Source organism: Rhodococcus sp. SGAir0479 (assembly GCF_005484805.1).
GTDB lineage: Bacteria > Actinomycetota > Actinomycetes > Mycobacteriales > Mycobacteriaceae > Prescottella.
In genome coordinates this window covers 2,027,748-2,050,577 of record NZ_CP039432.1, presented here as the reverse complement: position 1 = coordinate 2,050,577, position 22,830 = coordinate 2,027,748, and the positions used below count along the sequence as shown (strand labels likewise).

The 22,830-nt window shown below is 70.1% G+C and carries 20 protein-coding genes and 2 pseudogenes; 13 read left to right on the top strand and 9 right to left on the bottom strand.

Annotated features, from left to right (window positions below; genetic code table 11):
- Positions 1-37: 37 nt before the first annotated feature.
- Positions 38-295 (top strand): PepSY domain-containing protein, encoded by a 258-nt coding sequence (locus E7742_RS09595; RefSeq protein WP_254699220.1) that lies wholly within the window; start codon positions 38-40, stop codon positions 293-295.
- 7 nt (positions 296-302) lie between these two features.
- On the opposite strand, the gene E7742_RS09590 is transcribed toward E7742_RS09595, so the two are convergent.
- Both E7742_RS09590 and E7742_RS09585 read right to left on the bottom strand, forming a co-directional pair.
- On the bottom strand, positions 303-1,577 hold the full coding sequence (locus E7742_RS09590) for an ion channel protein (protein WP_137798744.1): 1,275 nt from the start codon (positions 1,575-1,577) through the stop codon (positions 303-305).
- A 173-nt stretch (positions 1,578-1,750) separates the two neighbouring features.
- Complete coding sequence (locus E7742_RS09585) at positions 1,751-2,791, bottom strand: NAD(P)-dependent alcohol dehydrogenase (RefSeq protein WP_137798743.1); 1,041 nt, start codon at positions 2,789-2,791, stop codon at positions 1,751-1,753.
- Positions 2,792-2,982: 191 nt separating this feature from the next.
- Here E7742_RS09585 and E7742_RS09580 point away from each other — a divergent pair, with 191 nt between their 5' ends.
- Positions 2,983-4,209: a PucR family transcriptional regulator gene (locus E7742_RS09580; RefSeq protein ID WP_254699219.1), complete on the top strand. Its 1,227-nt coding sequence runs from the start codon at positions 2,983-2,985 to the stop codon at positions 4,207-4,209.
- 548 nt (positions 4,210-4,757) lie between these two features.
- Here the strand turns inward: E7742_RS09580 and E7742_RS23610 are convergent.
- Positions 4,758-6,177, bottom strand: a pseudogene (locus E7742_RS23610) (DUF222 domain-containing protein).
- Positions 6,178-6,381: 204 nt separating this feature from the next.
- On the opposite strand from E7742_RS23610, the gene E7742_RS09570 reads away from it, so the two are divergent.
- Both E7742_RS09570 and E7742_RS09565 read left to right on the top strand, forming a co-directional pair.
- Positions 6,382-7,629: a cytochrome P450 gene (locus E7742_RS09570; protein WP_137798741.1), complete on the top strand. Its 1,248-nt coding sequence runs from the start codon at positions 6,382-6,384 to the stop codon at positions 7,627-7,629.
- A gap of 192 nt (positions 7,630-7,821) precedes the next feature.
- A complete protein-coding gene (locus E7742_RS09565; protein WP_137801124.1) occupies positions 7,822-9,489 on the top strand; it encodes a phospholipase D family protein in 1,668 nt (555 codons plus the stop codon).
- Positions 9,490-9,583: 94 nt separating this feature from the next.
- Here the strand turns inward: E7742_RS09565 and E7742_RS23355 are convergent, their stop codons facing one another.
- A complete protein-coding gene (locus tag E7742_RS23355; protein WP_217497528.1) occupies positions 9,584-9,721 on the bottom strand; it encodes a hypothetical protein in 138 nt (45 codons plus the stop codon).
- A gap of 263 nt (positions 9,722-9,984) precedes the next feature.
- Positions 9,985-10,176 (bottom strand): SDR family NAD(P)-dependent oxidoreductase, encoded by a 192-nt coding sequence (locus tag E7742_RS23350; protein ID WP_217497527.1) that lies wholly within the window; start codon positions 10,174-10,176, stop codon positions 9,985-9,987.
- Between E7742_RS23350 and E7742_RS23870 the strand changes: the two are divergent.
- Positions 10,149-10,250 (top strand): annotated as a pseudogene (locus tag E7742_RS23870) (oxidoreductase); the annotation flags it as partial. The gene E7742_RS23350 and the pseudogene E7742_RS23870 overlap by 28 nt on opposite strands.
- A gap of 660 nt (positions 10,251-10,910) precedes the next feature.
- On the opposite strand, the gene E7742_RS09550 reads toward E7742_RS23870, so the two are convergent.
- Together E7742_RS09550 and E7742_RS09545 are read right to left on the bottom strand one after the other, a co-directional pair.
- The gene (locus tag E7742_RS09550; protein WP_137798740.1) at positions 10,911-11,198 is read right to left on the bottom strand and encodes a hypothetical protein; all 288 of its coding nucleotides are present in this window, start codon (positions 11,196-11,198) and stop codon (positions 10,911-10,913) included.
- Between the two features lie 187 nt (positions 11,199-11,385).
- Positions 11,386-11,823 (bottom strand): GNAT family N-acetyltransferase, encoded by a 438-nt coding sequence (locus tag E7742_RS09545; RefSeq protein ID WP_137798739.1) that lies wholly within the window; start codon positions 11,821-11,823, stop codon positions 11,386-11,388.
- An 88-nt stretch (positions 11,824-11,911) separates the two neighbouring features.
- On the opposite strand from E7742_RS09545, the gene E7742_RS09540 reads away from it, so the two are divergent.
- From E7742_RS09540 to E7742_RS09525, 4 genes are all read left to right on the top strand, one after another.
- Positions 11,912-12,982 carry a hypothetical protein gene (locus E7742_RS09540; protein ID WP_137798738.1) on the top strand — a complete coding sequence of 357 codons (1,071 nt, stop codon included), beginning with the start codon at positions 11,912-11,914 and terminating at the stop codon, positions 12,980-12,982.
- Between the two features lie 5 nt (positions 12,983-12,987).
- Positions 12,988-13,974, top strand: a complete 987-nt coding sequence (locus tag E7742_RS09535) for a hypothetical protein (protein WP_137798737.1) — start codon at positions 12,988-12,990, stop codon at positions 13,972-13,974.
- A 64-nt stretch (positions 13,975-14,038) separates the two neighbouring features.
- A complete protein-coding gene (locus E7742_RS09530; protein ID WP_137798736.1) occupies positions 14,039-15,331 on the top strand; it encodes an adenylosuccinate synthetase in 1,293 nt (430 codons plus the stop codon).
- 8 nt (positions 15,332-15,339) lie between these two features.
- Positions 15,340-15,987, top strand: a complete 648-nt coding sequence (locus E7742_RS09525; RefSeq protein ID WP_137798735.1) for an NUDIX domain-containing protein — start codon at positions 15,340-15,342, stop codon at positions 15,985-15,987.
- Here E7742_RS09525 and E7742_RS09520 read toward each other — a convergent pair.
- Entirely contained in the window at positions 15,984-16,523 is a 540-nt protein-coding gene (locus E7742_RS09520; protein ID WP_175420452.1) for a gluconokinase, read from the bottom strand. The genes E7742_RS09525 and E7742_RS09520 overlap by 4 nt on opposite strands.
- Before the next feature lie 72 nt (positions 16,524-16,595).
- Entirely contained in the window at positions 16,596-18,671 is a 2,076-nt protein-coding gene (locus E7742_RS09515; RefSeq protein ID WP_441346889.1) for an acyltransferase family protein, read from the bottom strand.
- Positions 18,672-18,810: 139 nt separating this feature from the next.
- Here E7742_RS09515 and E7742_RS09510 point away from each other — a divergent pair, with 139 nt between their 5' ends.
- Genes E7742_RS09510 through bioD form a run of 4 tightly spaced genes read left to right on the top strand, consistent with a single transcriptional unit; the run spans position 18,811 to position 22,686 of the window.
- Positions 18,811-20,100, top strand: coding sequence for an adenosylmethionine--8-amino-7-oxononanoate transaminase (locus E7742_RS09510; RefSeq protein ID WP_137801122.1), 1,290 nt, complete (start codon positions 18,811-18,813; stop codon positions 20,098-20,100).
- A gap of 22 nt (positions 20,101-20,122) precedes the next feature.
- Entirely contained in the window at positions 20,123-20,761 is a 639-nt protein-coding gene (locus tag E7742_RS09505) for a hypothetical protein (RefSeq protein WP_137798733.1), read from the top strand.
- Positions 20,762-20,809: 48 nt separating this feature from the next.
- Positions 20,810-21,994, top strand: coding sequence for an 8-amino-7-oxononanoate synthase (locus tag E7742_RS09500; protein WP_137798732.1), 1,185 nt, complete (start codon positions 20,810-20,812; stop codon positions 21,992-21,994).
- Complete coding sequence (gene bioD, locus E7742_RS09495; protein ID WP_137798731.1) at positions 21,991-22,686, top strand: dethiobiotin synthase; 696 nt, start codon at positions 21,991-21,993, stop codon at positions 22,684-22,686. Before E7742_RS09500 ends, bioD begins: the two co-directional genes overlap by 4 nt.
- Positions 22,687-22,830: the final 144 nt, after the last annotated feature.

Genomic DNA, 22,830 nt, shown 5'->3' with positions numbered 1-22,830 from the left:
TGGAGAGGATCACGGGCACGAGCGAAAGGTGCGGACGATGACCTCGATGACGACGACGCGCAGGGTCGCGTCGGTACTCGCCCCCACGGCCGTCGCGATCGGTGCGTTGGTGGGCGCCGGGCCGGTGGCGGCGGCGGAACCTGCCCCGGCGCCGGGCATCCTCGGTGTCGAACTCGACGAGGAGGAAGGTCGCCCGACGCTCGAGGTCGACTTCGTCGACCTGCAGGGCGTCCACCGGGAGATCGACATCGACCTCCAGACCGGACGCATCGTCGAGGACGAGCCGGAGGGCTGAGACCGGCTCAGCCCGAACGGGTTCCGTGTTTCTCGAGGGGCACCGTGTTGGGGCCCACGACGAGCTGGCCACGGTGGACCACCAGCAGCCACACCGGCAGTACGGCAATGCACAGCACCGGAATCACCCCGAACGAGGCGACCATCGTGGCGCCGATGAACAAGCCGAGCCAACAGCTGCGCACCGCGACCACCAGCGCCCCGAGTACCGCGCACGATATCGAGAGCGCGAGCGGGACGGCGTCGACCACGGCGTGCACCCACAGTCCGACGTTCAGTCCCACGAAGACGGACGCGAAGGTGCGCCCGCCCCGGAACCCGCAACTCGACGCGACGAGCAGTGCGACGAGGTTGATCAGGGCGAAGGCGGCGAGCCGTCCGGCGGACTGGTTCGGGGCGTCGGCCGTGACCCGCGCCATGTTGTCGGCATCCTTGAACAGGGTCTCGGGCCCGCCGATGGCACCGAGGACACCGAGAACCACGCCACCGAGCCCGATTCCGAGCACGGGATTGGGCAGTGCGTGGAACAGCGCGTGCAGACGATGGAACAGCGGTACACCCAACAGGAACAAGCCCGCCGTGCCGACGGCGACGAGCGAACCGGCGAGCACGTGCCAGAGCGTCGGCGCACGGTAGTCCGGTACGTCGACGATGAGCATCGGGCGGTCCAGCAGGAACATCGTCAGCGTGCCGGCCCCCGCCGCCACGAGCGGAGCGAACATGTTCTCCCACAGTTCACCTTTCGGCCGCCGGCCCGCGAGCTCGACGAACGCCAGCGGCCCAGCGAGCGGTGTGGCGAACAGGACGCCGATCGTCGCCGACGTCGTCAGCCACACCACCCGCTTCGTCGGCACGCGGGGCCACAGACGACCCAGAATCCACGCCGCCACCGCCACGTTGATTGCGATCAGGGGGTTCTCCGGACCCAGACTGACTCCGGCGCCGAGCGCCAGCACGACGACGACCGCGAGCGACGGCAACGAGCCGAGCGGGATGGGTGGGCCGACGAGGCCGGCGGTCGCCGGATCAGGGCCACCGTGGCCCGGCAGCTTCCACACCAGGAACCCGACGAGAAGCCCGACCCCGGTGAGCACGGCGAAGATCCACCACCGGGCGAACCCGTCGAAGCCGACGAGGTCGGGAATCCAGGTGTAGAGCAGGTCGGTGACGCGGTCGGTGACGACCACCATGGCTATGGGAATGACGGCGGCGGCCGCACCCACGACGACGGAGGGGATCGCCTCACGAGCGATCGTCGCGGTGCTCGGGAAGACGATGTCCACCTGTGCCTCCGGCGGTGTTCGACTCGGAGTGCTCGTGCTGCCACGCTACGACGGTCGGGCCGGACTTCGCACCGGGTCCGGCGCCCGCGGTCGATGTGCCCGACCGTCGGGTAGGGCCGCGCGGAACAGGATCACCGGTACCGAGCATCGGCACGCTCCAGTGGCAGCCCGGCTCACGGCACGATCACGGCACGGCCGCGTAGCGTCCCCGCCGCGAGCCGGCGGTACGCCTCGACGCCGTCGTCGAGCGAGAAGCGTTCGACCGCGATGTCCAGCACGCCCTGCTGTGCCAGCTCGATCAACTCGATCAGTTCGCTGCGCGAACCCCAGTACGGGGCTGCGACGTTCGTCTCGTACGCCCCGGTGAAGAAGCCGACGCGGGCCGCCGACTTGCCGTCACCGAGGCCGACGATCGTGACGTCCGAGCCCACACCGGCCACCGCGGTGGCGACGTCGAGGGTCGGCTGGATACCGACGAAGTCGAGCACCAGCGCCGCACCGGCCGGACCGGTGATCTTGCGGACGTTCGCGGCCGCGTCGGCGTCCGAAAGCACGGTCTCGTGGGCGCCGACCTCGCGCGCGAACGCGAGCTTCTCGTCGTTGACGTCGAGCGCGATCACCCGTGCGGGGGAGAGGTGTCGGAGCAACTGGATGCCGACGTGCCCGAGTCCGCCGGTGCCGATCACGACGGCGTACGCGCCTGCGCGCAATTTGCCGAGAGAGCGTTTGATGGCGTGGTACGGCGTGAGCCCCGCATCGGTCAGGGGCACGGTGGTGACCGGGTCGAGGTCACCGATCGGCACGAGGTGGCGCGGCGAATCGACGATCATGTATTCCGCGATCGCGCCCGGTGCGCCGAGGCCGGGTGGTGCGATGCCGAGCTCGGCCGCGCGGGAGCAGTAGTTCTCGAGTCCCTGCGCGCAGTGCCAGCACCGTCCGCACCCCCACGGCCCGTACACGACGACGTCGGTGCCGATGTCGAGGTCGGTGACGCCTGCACCGACGGCGGCGACGCGCCCGGCGCCCTCGTGGCCGAGAGTCAGCGGTAGGCCGTAGCCGAACTGTTCGGCGGGCAGGCTCATCACGAACTCGTCCGAATGGCAGACACCGGCAGCGGTGATCTGGAGGAGGACCTCACCGGGGCCGGGCTCGGGGGTCGGGATCTCGACGAGTTCCGGCTCCTCGCCGATACGGGTGTACTGGATTGCCTTCATGGGGTGCCCCTTCGACTGTGTGTCGTCCGACGGCCTCGTGATCGAGCATGGCACGTATCCGCGTACCGCACGCGTTCTCCGGACAGTGCGGCGGGAGTGGTGCGCACGCTGTTGTGGGAACCGGTCGGGTGTTCCTCGCTTTCGGGACACAATCGGTGGGAGGAGCTGTTCGTTGAGGGAGGGGCGATCCGGTGACCGGCGGGGCGGGCGGGGTGGGCGACCATCCGCGGGCGCAGCGATGGCTGCGGCGATATCTCACGTCCACCCTCACCCGCGAGGATCTCGACGCCTTTCTCTCCAACCTCGAACAGTCGTTCACCGGAGACGTGCCGGCCCTCGCCACGGACGCCGAACTGCAGCGTGACCTGCGCTCCGCGATCCGCAGTCAACTGGAGGCGTTCCTGAAAGCCGGTGGGGCCGACGCCTCGTCCACTGCACCCGTATCTGCCGACGCGCATGCGCTCGCGCGGACCGTCGCGCAGCGTGGGCTCGAGCTCCGGGTGCTCTCACAGCTGTACCACGCCGGGCACCGCGCGATGCTCGGGTTCGCAACCGCGTTCCTCGATCAGGAGGACCTCGACCCGCAGTTCAAGCTCGAGGTGCTCACCACGATGTGGTCGCAGACCAGCGAGCTGCTCAACGCCATGCTCGACGAACTTGCGGTCACGTACTCACAGGAGCGTGAACGGCTCCTGCAGGGCGCATTCGCCTCCCGCGTGGCCACGATCCGCGAAATTCTCGACGGCAACGGAGACGCCGAGCAGTCCTCGGCGCGCCTCGGGTACCCGCTCCGACTCGCCCACACCGCAGTCGTCGTGTGGACCGACGAACCCATGCACGGCAGTGGTTCGCTGGACGGGGTCGTGGCCCGGATCGCGGGCCCGCGTCGAAGCCTGTCCATTCCGTCGGGTGCACACGGCGTGTGGGGGTGGATCGCCGACGATGCCCCCGATGCCGGACCGCCCACCGTCGCTCAGCGCATGATCCCCGCGGGTGTCCGTGCCGCGGTGGGCGGGAGTGCAGCCGGCATCGAGGGGTTTCGGCGCAGTCACCGGGAGGCGCAGGCGGCGCAGCGGGTGGCCGAGACCGGACGACGGCGTGATGCGGTGACGCACTACCCGGATGTGGAGGTGGTGTCCATGCTCTCCGCGGACCTGTCTGCGATGCGTGCGCTCATCGAGCGGGAGCTCGGCGGACTGCTCGGGGACGACGCGGTCTCCGCGCGTCTGCGCGACACGATGCGAGCGGTGCTGTCCTGCAACGGTAACCAGGAGGCTGCTGCGCGGCGGTTGGGTATCCACAAGAACACGGTTCGCTATCGCATGCAGCGGGCCGAGGAAATCCTCGGCGTCGAACTGCTCGAGCATCGTCAGAAGCTCGAACTCGCCCTGGAAAGTTTGGACGTCTTCGGGATGTGATCGATCGCCTCCGCCTGGGAGAGTTCCGATCGATCGCGACACGCGACGTCAACTGGCGTGTGCGTCACGATTTCGTCTGTCAGCGAGAGCGTGGTGCAGCAACGGCAGCAGCAGGCCGGCTACGAGGAACGCGATGAGGAAAGCGGTGTTGTTGTTGTCGGAAACGCACCATACGAGCGCGCCGAGTGCCGACAACACCAGAACCCAGCCGGTACCCCGCGTGAGCGGCGCTCGGTTCGGCCGTCGAATCCACCTCGTTGCCGCTGCGGTGACGACATATGCCACCACAGCCACCGCCACGCCTACTACGACCAACATGACTATCCCCCCGGTTCCACGCTCGCGGCAGTTTCCGTGAGAGTAGTCGCCGACATTCGGAACCCGACTCGGAACTTCACTGCTCATGACGAGGAAGCGCCCGGTGACAGCAGCCTGCGGTGGGGCGTCGTCTACCGGGCGGTGGCAACCCCGGAACCGAGCCCGGAACGGGGGAGCGGATGGTCACGTGCTTCCGGCCGGCACCCGCGCAGGTGCCGGCTGAGAAGCCCTCATGCAACGCGCGGTCCGGCGCGGTTGTTCGCGGGCATGGGTTTCTTGTACGGGTCCACCAGTGACGGCGGGGTGAACCTGGGGGTCCCCCCTGCACGGAGTGCTTGGGGGCGGATGGTGGTCGGCGCCGATCTGCACTTCCCAGTGGGAGTGGTGCAGGAGTCGGTGGTGGTAGCGGCAGAGTAGGACGAGGTTGTCGAGGTCGGTGGGTCCGCCGTCGGCCCAGTGGTGGATGTGGTGTCCTTCGCAGTGGGCGGGCGGGGCGCCGCAGCCGGGGAAGGCACATCCGTGGTCGCGGGCGATCAGCGCGCGGCGTTGTTTCTTGGACACGGTTCTGGTGGTGCGGCCCAGGTTCAGCGGTACGCCGTCGTCCATCACGACCGGGGTGAGGTGGCAGTCGCAGGCGAGGCGGCGGGCGGTGGCGATGGTCAGCGGTCCGAGGTGTGGGAGGCGAGCGACGTCCTTGTCGTGAAATTGTCTGATGCCGAACAGGTCCGGGGTGTCGGCGTCCGCGTCTCGGATCGTCCACTTCTCGTGGTCGTGGTCGTGGTCGTGGTCGTGGTCGTGGTCGTGGTCGTGGTCGTGGTCGTGGCCGTGGTCGTGGTCGGCGCGGGCGAGGTCGCGGGCGTGCACGTGTAGCGACAGGTGGGGGCGCTCGCCGCCCTCGATGGGTGCCTCACCCGAGTCGAGGTAGCGGCGCAGGATCTCGGCGAATGCCTCCGCGCGGCGCTGTCCCGCGGTGCGGGTGGCCGCGGGGTCGTCGTTCGGGTTCCGCGGCTTGGTCAGCGCGGACAGCGCCGTCAAGAGCATCTCGCCGGTGACGGCATCCAAGTCACCCTTGACCGCGACGCGCCCGTTCAACGTCTTCGAGGCGTGGAATTCGTTGCGGTCGCTGTCTTCGCTGGGCGGGAGTTCGTCGGATTCGAAGATCCGCTCGAGCCGCGAGATGCAGGTGCGCACACTCATCGTGGTCGCCGCCGGATTCGCCGCGCAATCCAGGAGCACCTGTCGGCACGACGGAAGGGCCTCGTTCGGCATGCCACGCGGCGGCTGTTCGCAGAACCTGGTGATCAGAGCGGCATGCTCGCCGGAGATGGCGCCGGCGTTGAAGGCGTCAGCCACATCGGGTTCCCGCCGCAACGCCTTCCCCAACGCCAGAATCCGCGCCGCCGCCGGTACTTCCAACAGCGTGTTGGCCGCGAGCCACTGCTTGACACTGCGAAACCCCAGCGTGTCGAACGAGACTGCGCGCTCGTCGATTTCAGCTACCGCGGTCACCCGCAGGGCTTCGAGCTGCTCGATCAGACGCGAGAGATCCACCGTCGTACGCACCAGGTCCAACTCGGCCAGCCCGCGCACATCATCGTGACCGAGCGCCACGAGTGCGGCTGCTGTGGTGTTGAGTCCCCCCGGATTCATGACTCGAGGTTAGTTCGAACTGGTGTTCGAGTCAAGGTGCCGTTTCTTTCTGCGCCCGCCGCACAGCACTGGATATGTGCGGGTCGCACAGTTTCCTCTCTCTCCACTGTTCGCATAGTCCAAGCGGCACCACCCGCTTGCGTGTGACCATGGTCACGAGTCGGCCGGTGTGTCCGCACCGGCTCCGGATTGAAGGAGTGTGGCGTGTCCGTTCCCGGTGTTCCCGAGGGTTTCGACTTCACCGACCCCGATGTCTACGAGCAGCGTCTACCCGTTGCCGAGTTCGCGGCGCTCCGCAAGGCCGCTCCCGTGTACTGGGTGGCGCAGCCTCCGACGAAGGGTGGTTTCGCCGACGAGGGTTATTGGGCGGTGAGCCGGCACGCGGACGTCAAGGAGGTCTCGCGGAAGAGCGATGTCTTCTCGACGTGGGAGAACACGGCCATTGCGCGCTTCTCCGACGACATGCCGCGCGAGACGGTCGAGATGATGCGCCACCTGCTCATCAACAAGGACGCGCCCGAGCACACCAAGCTTCGCAAGATCATCGCCCGGGGCTTCACACCGCGGGCGATCCAGAGCCTGCGTCCGGCATTGAAGGACCGAGCCGAGAAGATCGTGCGGGATGCGGCCGCTGCCGGCACCGGCGACTTCGTCGAACAGGTGGCGTGTGAGTTGCCGCTGCAGGCGATCGCCGAGTTGATCGGTGTGCCACAGGAGGATCGGCACAAGATCTTCGAGTGGTCGAACAAGATGATGGGATACGACGACCCGGAGTTCGCGCAGGAATCTGCGACGGCGTCCGCCGAGATCCTCGCGTACTCGTATGCGATGGCCGAGGATCGGCGCAAGTGTCCGGCCAAGGACATCGTCACGACGCTGGTCGAGGCCGACATCGACGGCGACGCCCTGGCGTCCGAGGAGTTCGGTTTCTTCGTGCTGTTGCTCGCGGTCGCCGGCAACGAGACCACCCGCAACGCGATCACCCACGGGATCATGGCTTTCATGGACAACCCCGACCAGTGGGAGCTCTACCGACGTGAGCGTCCCGCCACCGCCGTCGACGAGATCATCCGGTGGGCCACCCCGGTCGTCGGGTTCCAACGAACGGCATTGACGGACACCGAACTGGGAGGGCAGACAATCCGTGCGGGCGACCGGGTGGTGATGCTCTATTCGTCCGCGAACTTCGACGAGGACGTCTTCGAAAACCCGCTGACGTTCGACATCACCCGCGTAGACAACGATCACCTCAGTTTCGGTGGCACCGGTGCCCACTTCTGCATCGGCGCCAACCTCGCGCGTATGGAGATCGAGTTGATGTTCAACGCGATCGCCGACCACATGCCCGATATCACCAAGCTGGGTGATCCGCGGCGCCTGCGGTCCGGGTGGATCAACGGGATCAAGGAACTGCGGGTGGACTATGGCGGGAAGTGCCCGGTGGCGCACTGACCCTGCCCGGTGGCGCACTGACCCTGCCCGGTCGCGCGCGGTCGGTGACGGTACAGGCGGAGCCCGGCGGTCCCCACCCATCGCACGTGCAACCGGGGTGGTGGGCTGCGCGCCCCCGCGCCGGGGTTTCTCGCGGAGCGGTGGAATGATGCGGGGGTGTTCCAGAACCGCGTGCGTGAGACGACCGGCCCCGTGTGGCGGCCGTTCGCCGGGATCGCCCGCAGGGTGTCGGCGGCGTTCGGGCGATCCAGCCTCGCACTGACGGGACACCGTGAGCACTTCGATCCGGCTCACCCGTGGTTCCTCACCGGCACGGAGCGGGGGAATGCTCACACCCGGATCCGGCCGTGGACGGACGGCAACGAGGTCACGCCGCTGGTCCATGGCAAAACGTACTTCGCGGCCCTGGCGGATGCTCTCCACCGTGCCGGCCCCAACGACCTGGTGCTGTTCACCGACTGGCGCGGCGACCACGATCAACTACTCGTCGAAGGCCTCACCGTGGCCGACGCGTTCGCCGGCGCCGCCCGCCGGGGCGCGACGGTCAGGGGCATCATGTGGCGCTCGCACATCGAGACGCTCGGGTTTCCCGGTCGCCGCAACCGCAAACTCGCCGAGATTCTCGAGGAGGCCGGTGGCGAGGTGATCCTCGATCAACGGGTTCCCTCGCTGGGCAGTCATCACCAGAAGTTCGTGGTGGTGCGCTACGCCGACGACCGCACGCCGGATGTTGCGTTCGTCGGCGGTATCGATCTCGCCCGGGCACGACGCGACGACGCCGACCACTTCGGTGATCCGCGCAGTCGTCCCTTTCCGCCCCAGTACGGCGAGACACCGGCATGGCACGACGCGCAGCTGCAGATCCATGGCCCCGCCGTGCGCGACGTCGAGGACGTGTTCCGCGAGCGATGGGAGGACCCCGCGGCGTTGTCTCGGTTGCCGTGGCACGCGCTGCCGGACATCGTGCGCGGGCTCACCCGGTCGCCGTCCCGATTGCCTTCTCCTGCAGCGCCGCCCGCGCCGTACGGCACCTGTTCGGTGCAGTTGCTGCGAACCTATCCACGTCGCCGGCCGGCCTATCCGTTCGCGCCGAACGGGGAGCGGAGTGCGGCCAGGGCCTACGCGAAGGTGCTGTCCCGTGCCCGCCGCCTGGTGTACGTGGAGGACCAGTACCTGTGGTCGGTGGATGTCGCACGGGTGTTCGCCGAGGCCCTGCGCCGCGAACCGCGACTGCGCTTGATAGCGGTCGTCCCGAAATTCCTCGACGACGACAGCCCCGTCACGATCCCGTCGGCGTTGCTCGGACACTCGTCGGCGCTCGACACCATCCGCGACGCCGGTGGCGATCGCGTGCTGGTGCTCGACCTCGAGAACGACCGGGGCATACCGGTGTACGTGCACTCGAAGGTGTGCATCGTCGACGACACGTGGGCGGCCGTCGGCAGCGACAACTTCAATCGTCGCTCGTGGACCCACGATTCGGAACTGACGGCCGCTGTTGTGGACGCCGAGCGGGACACGCGCGCGCCGGTCGACCCGGCCGGTCTCGGTGACGGTGCGCGGCGTTTCGCGCGTGATCTGCGGCTGCGGTTGGCCCGCGAGCACCTGGGCCGCGACGACGGCGACGACGCGGACCTCATCGACCCGGATCGATTCTTCGACGTGGTGCGGTCCAGTGCCGACGCCCTGGACAGCTGGCACGAGGCTCCCTCGGCGGGTACGCGGCCGGCCGGGCGACTGCGCCGCCATCACATCGACGTGCCGCCGCAGTGGCAGCAGCGTGCTGCCGCCCTCGTCTACCGACTGGTGGTCGACCCGGACGGGCGACCGCTCCGGATGCGTCTGCGCCGCTCCTACTGAGTCGCCCGGCAGGTCGAGGCCACCGCGGGATCCCAGTTGCCGTCCTGGCGTTCGAGCGCTGGTGGTGCGCGCGGCCGTCGGCTGGGCGGGACGGCTACCAGGGCACCTCGCCGGCGTCCTCGAAGAAGCCGCCGGTGGGGCCGTCGTCGGGCAGGATTGCCAGCCGAACGGCGACCGCCGCGCCCTGCTGAGGTGTGCGGACGCCACGGAAGTCGTTCGGGTCGGTGGCCACGAATCCCGGGGCACGCGGCGTTGATCAGGATGTCCGTGCCGACCAACTCCTGGACGTACTGCAACATGACGGCGTTGAGGAAGGTCTTCGGTGTGCGTACGCCACGGCCACCGGACCCGTCGTGGTCTCGCCCAGGGCACCCGCCTGACCGGTCGACGACCCGACGCTGCTCGGCATGTTCACGATCCGTGGTGACGCTCCGCGGCGGAGCAGCGGCAACATGGCGTTGGTGACCCGGACGACACCGATGACGTTGGTTTCCATCACAGTTCGGGCGACGGCGGGGTCCACGGCGGTGGGTTGTTGCGCGGTGTGTCACCGGTGATTCCGGCGTTGTCGACCAGGACGTTCAGGCGGCCTTCACGTTCCGCGATCAGCTCGGCGGCGGCCGTGACGCTGTCGTCGTCGGTGACGTCGAGTGGAACCGCCGATCCCCGGAACGTCGTCCGTGGCACACCTCGAGGAGAACGTGGCCGCCGCCGGAATCGAGCTGTCCGACAACGACTTCGCTGCCCTCACCGACATCGGGCAGACCGACCTCCGTAGACGGTCGAGGCGTGCCCGAATCCGGCCGGGCGGCGCAAGCTCCGGAGAGCCGGGGACTAAGGGCCGACGATGAACTGGGAGCAGCTGACCTGACCAGTGGCGCGCACCAGCACCGGTGGACCGTCGATGCTGGTGGCGTTGCCGGTCACCTCGAAAGTGACGGTCGGCGGCGTGCGGTTGTCGCGGATCGAGGTGTTCTCACCGTCGACTCCGCTGAGTCGGTAGTGCAGACCGTCCAGGCCTGTGAACTGGATCGTGACCGAGGACGGTGACGGGGTCCCGTCCGGGTAGGTGCCGTGGTCGTGGACGAAGACGTCGATGTCGAAGTCCTCACCAGGCCTCTCGCCGCCGGAGTCTTAGTCGGTGAAGTCGCTGGTTCTGGCCGCGTATTCGTAGGACCCGCCGGAGCTGGTGGGGAAGTGGGAACACTCGGCCCGCCGCAGGTCTGGCAGTGCGACTTGCCGGGGCCATGCCCCAGCCACGCGAAGCCATGTGCCCCGTTCGTCAGCCGAACCGATGTGGAGTGTCGCGTCGGTGTCCTCGGAGTACCGGTCCCCACCGCACCCCGCGAGCACCACGATGCCAGCGGCGATCAGGATCGGTCCGGCGCCGCGTCTGCTTCCTCTCTGCACGGACTCTTCGATCAGTTGTGCACGCCGGCGAAGGCCTCGGGCCGGGTTGCCGGCTGTCGGCCGTTGTCGCTCGGGTCGTGGGCGTCCCGGGCGTACTCCTCGGCGGTCACCGGCTCGGGCCCGACGACGCGGGGATCCTTTTCCCGGTCGTGGGCGGCGCCGTCATCCGGCGCGGACGTCATGACCGGCGAAACCGGGTGCGGGTCGGTGCCTTCGGATGAAGCAGGCGCGGTGGCGATCACGCCGGCGGCACCGAGCGCGACAGCACCGAGGAAGGCGCCGAGTAGAACTCTTGTCACATCAGTCCTCCGTCGCAGTGATGATCGCCCGGGCGTGCGCGACGCACTGGCTCGATTCGGTCACGGCAGGTGGGCGAGTGGAACCGTGCTGTCCGGTGGTCCGCACCCGCCCCATTGTCGACCCTTCTCGGGCGAGGGTCGGGATTGAGTCCCGGCGTGTCCGCGGTCCGACAACTCTCCGGCGGGCTCAGCGGTCGAGCGGGAACCGGTAGACACGGGACTCCCGGGCCCGGAAGCCGAGATCCTCGTACAGTCGGTTGGCCGCCACCCGGTCGGGCCTCGATGTCAGGTCCACCGTCCGAGCGCCCGACTCTCGCGCGATCCGCAGCGCCTCGCCGGTGAGCAGGCGGGCGACACCGTGTCCGCGCGCCGCGGTGTCGACGACGACGTCCTCGATTCGTCCCCGGACACCGGAGGGCAGCTGGAGCAGCACCAGTGTCAAGGTGCCGACGATGCCGTGGGCCGTGCGGGCCACCAGCAGCGTGTTGGCGTCGTTGGCCACCATCCGACGGACGGCGTCGTGGTCCACGGGCTCGGCGGTTGACGACAACTGCGGCAGCAGCCTGCCGAGCGCCCCGACGAGCTCGTCACTTGCCGTTGCGATCGCTTCCACCCGAATGTCCATGCCGCGAAGCCTATCCAGCGCCGGCTTCCCACCCGGTGTACTGCGACAGGTGTTGCGCGATCGACTTATAGTCACATAGACTAAAAGCATGACCACGACGAGTGAGGCCCTGACGGCAGTCGAGACCGCCACGACGCCGGACGATCTGTTCGGCTCTGCCGCAACCGATCTCACGGCACAGCGCGCCGCCCGGCGCCGGTTCCACCGGCTGTCGATGCTCATCCACCCGGATCGCGTCGCTCCGGCGGACGCTGCCCGCGCGGCAGCCGCGTTCAGTCGAGCCGCGGAACTGTACCGTCGATGGCAGACCGGGGGAGGCGCGGGAGCGGACGGGGAAGGCGCGACGACCTTGACCGGCCGGGCCGGCAGTTACGTGCTCGGCGCCCGCTGTGCGCGGGGATCCGTCGCCGACGTCTTCCGGGCCGTGGACGGCGACGGGGCGCCCGTCGTGGTGAAGATCCCGCGGGCGGCCGGGTCGAACGTGCTGATCGAGGCCGAACGCCGCGCCCTGTCCGACATCGCGGCGTCGGCGAAAGGCGGCAACGACTGGCTGTTGCCGTACTTTCCGCGCCTGGTCGATCGCGTCACCTGCGTCGACGCGGGCGACGGTGCGCGACGTGCGGTGAACGTCCTCGACGACCTGACCGAGGGCTTCGTGTCGCTCGCCGACATCCGCACGGCCGTTCCGGGCGGACTCGACGGCCGGGACTGGGCGTGGATGCACCGACGGCTGCTCCGCGCGGTCGCCGCCGCGCATCGGGCCGGGTGGGTGCACACCGCCCTCACCGCCGACAACGTGCTGATCCATCCCCAGCGGCACGGTGTGGTCCTGGTGGGCTGGTCGTTCGCGACCCGGCCGGGATCGGTGCCGACCGCGACGATCGGATCGCAGCGCAACGCGTATCCGCCGGAGGCCGCCGACCGCGCTCCAGCGACACCCGCGTGGGACGTCTACATGCTGCACGCGCTGATGCTGGACATGCTCGACGGATCCGCTTCGAAGCCGTTGCGGCGCTTCGCCTCCGGATGCATGCAGGCTCGGCCGCATCGCCGCCCTGAGGCCGCGGATCTGCTCACCGAGTTCGACGACCTCCTCGACCGACTGTACGGGCGGCGCCGATTCCGCCCGTTCACGATGCCCACCACGAAAGGAAAGTGATCCTCATGGGATACGGAAAGTGGGACGACGACACCTACGCCGCGGCCAAGACCTTCCGCGCGGCCCGCGGTCTCGACGACTTCGGCTACACCGCAACGATGCGGACCCGGCCGTACACCGAATGGACGGTCGATCCGAGCCTCGACCCGTTCGGGGTGAGCGTCCGCGAATCACGCGATTCGGCCGGGCACCCGGATTCGCTGCCCATCGCGGTGCTGTTCGACGTCACCGGCTCGATGGGCGTGGTGCCGCGGATCATGCAGGACAAGCTCGGCAAGCTGCACGGTCTGCTGCAGCGGAAGGGGTACGCGGACGACCCGCAGATCCTGTTCGGTGGCATCGGTGACGCCGACTGTGACCGGGTGCCGCTGCAGATCGGCCAGTTCGAGTCGGACAACGCGATGGACGAACAGCTGCGCACCGTCTTCCTGGAAGGCGGTGGCGGCGGCCAGAAATCCGAGAGCTACGAGTTGGCCGCGTATTTCATGACCCGGCACATCGCGACGGACGCGTGGGAGAAGCGGGGGCAGAAGGGCTACCTGTTCATCATCGGCGACGAGTTCAACAAGTCACGGCTGTCGGCGCGTCAGGTCCGCACGGTGATCGGAGACGACCTGCGTCGGGACGTGACGGTCGAATCGGTCTACCGGGAGCTCGAAGAACGCTGGAACGTTTACTTCGTGCTCCCGAATCAGTCGGCCTACTACGACGATCCGGAAATCGCGCGGCACTGGACCCGGCTGCTGGGGGAGCGGTTCCTGAAACTCGACGACCCGGCGGCGGTGTGCGAGCTGATCGCGCTCACCGTCGGCATGGGAGAGGACCGGATCGACCTCGGCGAGGGTCTGGCGGACCTGCGTGACATCGGCTCGGTGGCCGAGGCCGACTCGGTCGGCACCGCGCTGGTGACGCTCGGCGCGGGCCGCGCGCCGGTGACGACCGCGCGGGTGCCACTCGGCGACGCCGACGATGACGACGTCTCGTTCACCTGACACCACCCGGCTGGCCCCGGCCCGGCACGAGCCGGGACCAGTCCCACCTCGGAAGGAACGCACCGTGAGCGAGATCTTCGGAGACCGCGACATCATCGTGGTCGACCTCGGCTTCGGGGACGCCGGCAAGGGCGCCACCGTCGACTGGCTGTGCGCACCGGAAACCGGCCTGGACGTGGCCGCCGTCGTCCGCTTCAACGGCGGCGCGCAGGCGGCCCACAACGTCGTCACCGACGGCCGCCACCACACCTTCTCGCAGTTCGGGGCGGGCACGTTCTCCGAGGTGCCGACCGTGCTCTCGCGTCACGTGCTCGTCGAACCGATCGCGCTCGCCGCCGAGGCGCGCGCACTGGCCGCACTGGGGGTGGCGAACCCGCTGCGACTGCTGCACGTCGACGCCCGCGCCCTGCTCACCACGCCGATTCACGTGGCCGCGAACCGGGCCCGAGAGGATGCGCGCGGTGTGGGCCGGCACGGATCGTGCGGCAAGGGCATCGGTGAGACCGCCGCCTACGCGCTGACGCACCCGGACGCGCCCACGGTGGGCGATTGCCGGACTCCGGCCGCATTGCGCCGCAAACTGGAAGCGCTGGCGGCGCACTACCGGCCACTGCTGGCCGACGGTCGGCACCCGTTCCCCGGAGTCGACGACATGGTCGCGCTGTACGTCGAGTTCGCGGCTGCGGTGCGCGTCACCGACGACGGCGATCTCGCGGATCTCGCGGCACGCGGGCGGCTCGTGTTCGAGGGCGCGCAGGGTGTGTTGCTCGACGAGTGGCGCGGTTTCCACCCACACACCACATGGTCGACGGTCGAGCCCTCCCATGCGCGGAAGCTGATCGACCGACTCGGTCGCCGCGGCTACGTGCTGGGCGTGACGCGCACCTACACCACCCGGCACGGGGCCGGGCCGCACCCCACCGAGGATCCGGCGCTCGCGGCCGCGCTCCCCGAACCACACAACGGCACAGGCGACTACCAGGGGGCCTTCCGGGTGGGGCACCTCGACGAGGTGCTGCTCCGGTACGCGGTGGAGGTGTGTGGAGGCGTCGACGGCCTCGCGGTCACCCACCTGGACGCGGTCGAGCGCGCGGCGGCGGCCGGGACACCGATCCGGGCAGGGCAGTGCTATCGCCATGTGGGAGAACGGCTCCCGTTGGGACCCGCACAGGACCTGGCGTATCAGCAGCGCCTGACCGAGACGCTGGGCCGAGTCACCGTCGCCCAGGTGCCGCTGCCGACCGGCCGCGCGGAACTTCTCGCGCACTTGGAAACGGTGGCCGGGGCACCGGTGGCCGTTGCCGCGGACGGCCCGGACCGGGCCGCCCGCACCATCGCCTCGGCACTTGCCGCATGATCGCGGGTATGGACCAGTCCGCCGTCTCCGTCGATGTGCTCGCGTTCCGGTTCGGTAACCCCGAACCCGGGAAGCTGCGATTCGCGGTCGCTCCCCGCCGCTGGGAGCCGTACACCGGGCAGCTCGCGCTGCCCGGTGTACTCCTCGGCGCCGGGGAACGACTCCGGGACGCCGCCCGCCGCGCGGTCACCAGCAAACTCGGCATCCCCGACGACGCGATCGTCGCGATCGGTCAGCTCGCGGTGTTCGACGAGCCCCACCGCGATCCCCGCGGACCGACACTCTCGGTGACCATGTGGGCGGTGGTCACCGGCGCCGACTTCCGCGTCACCGCCGACACCGCGGTGCAGTGGCGGCCCCTCGACGCGCCCGGGGACCTGGCCTTCGATCACAACCGCATCGTCGCCGACGGCCGTGCGGTCGCGGGAAGCCGCCTGCTCTGGCACGACATCACGTTCACCCGCGCGCTGCTGGGCCCGGAGTTTCCCGCGACGTACGCGGTGGAGGTCACCACCGCGCTCACCGGAACACGGCCCGACGCAGGCAATCTCAACCGCACCCTCAAAGCACTTCCCGGCCTCGAACGCACCGACGAACGCGTCCGCGTCCAGGCCACGGGACGCCCGGCCGTCGTCTGGCGGTGGGTCGCCGACTAGGTCGCTCGTCGCCGCGGGCCGGCCGCTCGGATCGAAGCCACCGCCGCGTCGACGATCTCGTCCAGCTCGCGCGCGGCATCCACGGGCACGCCGTTCTCGTCCGGGCCGAGCGGTTCCAGCGCCGCCAACTGGGATTCCAGCAGCGCCGCCGGCATGAAGTGGCCGGTGCGCTGGTCGAGGCGGTGTGCGATCACCGCGGGATCTGCCGTCAGCTGCACGAAGAACACATCGAACGCGCTGCGGCGCAGCACGTCACGATGACCGTGCTTCAGTGCCGAGCAGGCGACGACGCCCCCGGTGCCGGCGCCGCAGTGGTTCGCCAACCAGTCGCCGACCGCCTCGAGCCACGGCTGCCGGTCGGCATCGTCGAGAGGTATCCCGCGCGTCATCTTCGCGACGTTCCGTGGCGGGTGCAGGTCGTCGGCGTCGATCCACGGCAGCTCCAGCCGCCCCGCGAGACGGCGCGCGACCGCGGTCTTGCCGACCCCCGACACCCCCATGACGACCACACACCGCCGTGTCCAGGCCACCGCCATCACGTCTCCCACCGTTCGGGTGCTGCGGATCCGACGTCATGGTAGGACCGTCCGCACCGCATCGTGCGGCGGTCACCACCATCCGGACGCGGGACCGAGAACACGATCGAGGTCCGGTGTCAGTGTGCGCACGTAGGACGCCGTGAGGTGGTTGGAGTCCCGGTAGATCAGCACGTTGCCCTCGATCACTCGGCAGCGGTCGGGGCCGCAGACGGCGTCCGAGAGGTCGAGCAGCCGAACGTTCGGCAGTCCGTCCGCCGCGGCCTGCGCGGGATCGACCTCCGAGAAGACCTGGGCGCGATCGATGCCGCAGGAGTCGGCGTCGCCGCCCCGGCCGGCCAGACAGTCCGCGGCCCGCCACTGGATCCCTTCGAGTTCGAGCCACGGCGTGTCCCGAATCCCGATGAGCGGTAGTTCGCGCTCGGCGAGCGCTCGCCACAATGCGACGTAGTTGTCGGGCGTGAAGTCGCCGGCGGCGCCCTCGGGGTTCGGCCGCGTGGACGTGCTGAAGACGATGTCGGGGCGGGTCGCACCGAGCGCGTCGAGGACGGTGAAGGTCCACTCGTCGCACTCGCCGACCTCGGCGTCGGGGCCCGGCGGCAGCACCGCCGGACAGCCGACCTTCAGATATGTTTCCACCCGGAAACGGTGCTGACGGCCGAGCTCGTCGAGCGCCGGCAGCCAGTGCTCGGCGTGTGAGCCGCCGATGAGCGCGATCGAGCGATCGGCGTCCGGGTCACCGTAGGTGCACGTGAGCGCGTCGGTCTCGCCGAACTGCGACATGCAGCCGTCGAGGGTCGCCGCCGGCAGGTCGGCATGCGCGACGAAGCGGGACGGCTGCTCCCGGACACGGGGGGCGTCCACGCCGGACACCAGCGCCGCCGCACCGGGGTAGAGCTGCGGATCGAGCTCGGTCTGCTCGGCCCACTGCTCGGAGCGGTGATCGATGAATCGGCTCCAGGTGAACGACCCCACGGTGGTCGCCACCGCGATCGTGGCCACGAGGGCGACGAGTGCGGTGCGGGTACGCCCGGACTCGGACGGCCGGCGGATCGGGGTCTCGATCAGACGCGTGGTGAGCTCCGCGAGGACGAGCGAGAGCCCGATCACGAGGAGCCCGCCGTACAGACCCACGCTCGTTTCGTCGCGCAGCACGAGGTAGGCGATCAGGATCGGCCAGTGCCACAGGTACAGCGAGAAGGCGACGGATCCCAGGCGCAGCAGCGGGCGGGTCTCGAGCAAGCGGGTGACGGGATCGAGGCCGCGATCGGGATCGCGCTCGCCGGATCCGGCCACGATCAGCGCGAGCGCGGCGCCCACCGGCACCAGCGCCCACGGTCCGGGGAACAGGCTGCGGCCGTCCAGCAGCATCCCGCACGCGAACACCACGACGATGCCGGCGACCGACAGCATGATCCGCCACGCGCGCGGCACCCGCAGTTTCGGTGCGATGCACGCCAGCACCCCGCCCGCGAGCAGCTCCCACAGCCGGGCTCCGGTGTCGTAGTACAGCCACGACTGCGGCATGGAGCTGACCGTCGCGTATACCAGCGACGCCACGGTCAGCGCGGCCAGCAGGAGCGTGAGCGGACCGCGCACCGGCCGTCCGCGGGCACGGAGCAGCCACGCCGCGCCGAACACGACGACGAGCGCCGCCAGATAAAACTGCCCCTGCACCGCGATGGACCACAGGTGTTGCAGCGGACTGACCGAGGGATCGGCCGCCAGGTAGTCGCTCGCGGTGTCCGCGAGATGCCAGTTCTGCAGGAAGAACATCGACGCCGTCGTCTGCTTCGCGGTCTCGTACCACGCCGTCGCGGGGTGGTGCAGGACCGTGAAGACGCCCACCGCGGCGAGGACCACGACCAGCGGCGGCCCGAGGCGTCGTGTGATTCGTCGCACGACCGGCACCGGATCGAGGGGATTCGGCGATTCGGCGGCCCGCAGGAGCGAACCGACGAAGAAGAAGCCGGACAGCACCAGGAAGATGTCGACGCCGCCGGACACCCGGCCGAACCACACGTGGTAGACGACGACCAGGGCGATCGCGAGACCCCGAAGGCCGTCGAGATCATTGCGGTGAGCTGGGCGAACCGGGGTTGCGGAGCCCACTGGACCCGAGAACGGGACGGTGGTGCGGGCGGACACGCAATCCTCTCCGGTCGGCTGCAGGGCAGATCTTGTCGAGCGCCGACCGCGAGGCGCCGTCGGAAGCCTCCTCACGTTACCTGCCGTGCGAGCGCGCTGCCCGGCTCGCTTACAGTCGGGCGGCGTGAACCCCCTGCGCATGCCCTCCGAACGGATCGTCCAGCTCGACACGACGCACCTGTGGCACCCCTACGGTGCGTTCCCGGCATCGACCGCCCCGCTCGTCGTCGAGTCCGCGTCCGGTGCCCGGCTGACCCTCGCCGACGGCACCGAGCTGGTCGACGGCATGAGTTCGTGGTGGTCGGCGGTCCACGGCTACCGCCACCCGGTGCTCGATGCGGCCGTCACCGACCAGCTCGGCCGGATGAGCCACGTGATGTTCGGGGGCCTCACCCACGCGCCGGCCGCGCGGCTCGCCGAACTGCTGGTCGAGATCACCCCCGCGGGCCTGGACAAGGTCTTCCTCGCCGACTCCGGGTCCGTGTCGGTGGAGGTGGCCGTGAAGATGTGTCTGCAGTACTGGCGGAGCAGGGGCAGGCCCGACAAGCATCGCCTGATCACGTGGCGGGGCGGCTACCACGGGGACACCTTCGCACCGATGAGCGTGTGCGACCCCGACGGCGGCATGCATTCGATGTGGACCGACGTGCTGGCGCGGCAGGTGTTCGCACCGGCGCCACCGCGGGACTTCGACCCGTCCTACGTCGCCGAGTTCGAGCGGACCGTCGGCGAGCACCGGGACGAACTGGCGGCGGTCATCGTCGAGCCGGTGGTGCAGGGCGCCGGCGGAATGCGGTTCCACCACCCCCACTACCTGAGCGAACTTCGACGCATCTGCGACGAGTACGACCTGCTGCTGGTGTTCGACGAGATCGCGACCGGCTTCGGTCGCACCGGCGAGCTGTTCGCGGCCGATCACGCCCGGGTGGCGCCCGACGTGATGTGTGTCGGCAAGGCCCTCACGGGCGGCTACCTCACGCTGGCCGCGACACTGTGCACCACCGAGGTGGCCGAGACGATCAGCGCCGGCGAGGCCGGCGGCGTCATGCACGGTCCGACGTTCATGGGCAACCCGATGGCGTGCGCGGTCGCGGTGGCGGCGGTGGAGCTGTTGCTCTCGCGGGACTGGCGAAGCGAGGTGGCGGCGCTCGGGGCGGGCCTCGAGCGCGGTCTCGCGGCCGCGCGGGATGTGCCGGGGGTGGTGGACGTCCGGGTGCTCGGCGGCATCGGGGTCGTCGAGCTCGACGCCCCGGTGGACATGCAGACGGCGACCGACGCCGCGGTCGGGGCGGGGGTGTGGCTGCGACCGTTCCGGAACCTGATCTACGCGATGCCGCCGTACGTGTGCACCGCCGCGGAGGTCGAGGGCATCGCAGCCGGGATGGTTGCCGCCGCGCGCAGCCAGTCGCAGACCTCCGTCGAAATGTGATCTACGTCGCTACAGTCCGGGTGTGGACAGCGACGAGGTGCCTCGTGCCCGACCGGTGACCGGGCTGCTCGTGTTCGCCGGCGTGGTGGCGGGTGTAGTCGGGGCCCTGGTGTGGCACCTCGCCGCGGCTCCCGTGAATCCGGGGTGGCTGCCCACTCTGGCGCTGTTCTCGGGCACCGGGGCGGCGGTCGGGTGGTTCGTTGCCGCGTGCGCCAACGCCGAGGGGTGGCGCGTGGTGCGTGCCCCGGTCGCCGGTCCGGGGCCGCTCGTGGTGGCGGTGTGCGGTACGGCTCTCGTTGCGGGGCTGTGCCTCGCGTGGGTCTGGTCGCTGACGCCGCCGCCCCTACCGCCCGCCGCCGGGTCGTCGTCCGGGTCTCCGGCGGCGGATCCGGACGGCGACACCCCGGTGCGGCAGCCGGGCGGGCTCGGCACTCCGCTCTGCGGAGACGCCGGGGTGATGTGCGTGTTCGTGGGTACCGAAACCGAAACTGAAACCGGGACCGGAGCCGAGGCCTCGGCGCCGCCCGTTCCGGAGCGTGTCGGCGTCGGCTCGCCGTGGCTGACACTGCCGATCCTGTCGGTGCTCGTGTCCTCGGCCACCGCCGTGCCGGTGCTGGCCGGCGGGGTTCGTGTCGTGCGCTGGGCGGTCCGCCGGGACTGACGCAGGGGTGCAGCCAAGCCCACTTGAACGGCGTTCAAGTGGGCTTGTATGGTGCTGCGGGTGGGTAATGATCACGCCGAGAACGATGCAGGCACCGTGCTGGACTGGCTGGACGACGTCGAGACGGCGCGCCGCGCGGCCGGACTGCGCCGAGTGCTCCGGCCTCGCCGCGAGGACGACCCGGTGACCGACCTGGCGTCGAACGACTACCTGGGTCTGGTGCGCCACCCCGAGGTGATCGCGGGTGCCGTGGACGCGGTCCGCCGATGGGGCGGGGGAGCGACCGGCTCGCGGCTGGTGACGGGCACGACGTCGGACCACGACCTCCTCGAGCGCGAGTTGGCGCGCTTCGTCGGCGCCGAAGCGGGGCTCGTCTTCGCCAGCGGCTATGCCGCCAATCTCGGTGCCGTGACGGCACTGTCGGGTCCCGGATCGCTCGTCGTCTCCGACGCCGGCTGCCATGCCTCCCTCGTCGACGCGTGCCGGCTGTCGCGGGCACGGGTGGTCGTCGCGCCGCACGCCGACGTCGACTTCCTGCGCCGCACCCTGGCCGAGCGGGAGGAGGACCGCGCCCTCGTGCTCACCGACTCCGTCTTCAGTGCCGACGGCGACCTCGCGCCACTGGCACGGATGCACCGAGTGTGCCGCGAACACGGCGCCGTCCTGGTGGTCGACGAGGCCCACGGCCTCGGCGTCCGCGGCCGCGGCGGGCGGGGGCTGGTCGCCGAGGTGGGCCTGGCCGGGGAGCCGGACGTCGTCGTCACCGCGACGCTCTCGAAGTCCCTCGCCAGTCAGGGCGGCGCGGTGCTCGCGTCGGCGCGGGTGCGGGCGCACCTCGTCGACGCGGCGCGGACGTTCATCTTCGACACGGGACTGGCGCCGGCGGCGGTGGGCGCGGCGCGAGCCGCGCTGTCCGTGCTGGTCCGCGAGCCCGAGCGGGCGACCGCGGTCCTGGACCGCGCCCGGGACCTCGCGCGGATCACCGGCGGCGCGGAGCCCGAATCCGCCGTCGTGTCTGTCGTGCTGGGGGACCCGGACGTCGCGGTCGCGGCGGCCGCGGCGTGCCGCGACCGGGGACTGCACGTGGGTTGTTTCCGGCCGCCGTCGGTGCCGGAGGGCACGTCGCGATTGCGCCTGACCGCGCGCGCGACACTCGGGGAGTCCGAGATGGCGCACATCGAAACCGTTCTGGCCGAAGTGCTTTCCGGCCTGCAGGTGGGGGCCCCGGCGTGAGCGTCCTGCTGGTGTCCGGAACGTCCACCGACGTCGGCAAGACGGTCGTCACGGCGGCCCTGGCCGCGGCGGTGCTTCGGAGCGGATGTTCGGTGGCGGTGTGCAAGCCCGCCCAGACCGGTGAGATGCCCGGCGCCCCGGGCGATCTGGCCGAGGTCGTCCGGCTGGCCGGGGACGCCACGACCGTCGAGCTGGCGCGCTATCCCGAACCACTCGCCCCGGACACGGCCGCTCGGCGCGCCGGGCAACCGATGGTGACCCGGGACGAGGTCGTGTCGGCGGTGCGGGAACTCGATGCGCGACACGACGTGACGCTCGTCGAGGGTGCCGGCGGGTTGTTGGTCCGTCTCGGCGCCGACGGATTCACCGTGCGCGATGTGGCCGCGGACTTGAACGCACCGGTCGTGGTGGTGGCGGCGCCGGGTCTCGGTACGCTCAACCACTGCGCGCTCACCGCCGAGGCGCTCGCCTCCGCGGGCGTACCCTGCAGCGGCTTCGTGCTCGGGTCGTGGCCGAATGATCCCGACCTGGCGGCCCGCTGCAATCTCGAGGACCTGCCGGCGGTCACGGGCTCGCCGCTGGTCGGACGCGTACCGCACGGTGTCGCGGGGCCCGACGTCACAGCGTTCCGGGCGGGGGCCACGGGGTGGTTCGACCCGGACTGGCTTCGCGCAGCACTGCTCACACGATGATGCGGCCGTCGAGGGCCGCCGCCGCGTCCTCGTCCGAGGACGCGCAGAAACAGTCGGTGATGTGCGGACACGGTTGGCCCCGTTGCACGCAGCCCTGACGTCGGACGGCTGCTCGCGCTGTGGAAGTTCGAAGCCGACGGAACA

Coding starts and splice junctions, on each gene's coding strand:
- E7742_RS09585 (WP_137798743.1), bottom strand. CDS start 2,791: ATGAAGGCAATCCAGTACACCCGTATCGGCGAGGAGCCGGAACTCGTC.
- E7742_RS09540 (WP_137798738.1), top strand. CDS start 11,912: ATGACCACGACGAGTGAGGCCCTGACGGCAGTCGAGACCGCCACGACG.
- E7742_RS09545 (WP_137798739.1), bottom strand. CDS start 11,823: ATGGACATTCGGGTGGAAGCGATCGCAACGGCAAGTGACGAGCTCGTC.
- E7742_RS09500 (WP_137798732.1), top strand. CDS start 20,810: ATGGTGCTGCGGGTGGGTAATGATCACGCCGAGAACGATGCAGGCACC.
- E7742_RS09525 (WP_137798735.1), top strand. CDS start 15,340: ATGGACCAGTCCGCCGTCTCCGTCGATGTGCTCGCGTTCCGGTTCGGT.
- E7742_RS09535 (WP_137798737.1), top strand. CDS start 12,988: ATGGGATACGGAAAGTGGGACGACGACACCTACGCCGCGGCCAAGACC.
- E7742_RS09520 (WP_175420452.1), bottom strand. CDS start 16,523: ATGGCGGTGGCCTGGACACGGCGGTGTGTGGTCGTCATGGGGGTGTCG.
- E7742_RS09595 (WP_254699220.1), top strand. CDS start 38: ATGACCTCGATGACGACGACGCGCAGGGTCGCGTCGGTACTCGCCCCC.
- E7742_RS09510 (WP_137801122.1), top strand. CDS start 18,811: ATGCCCTCCGAACGGATCGTCCAGCTCGACACGACGCACCTGTGGCAC.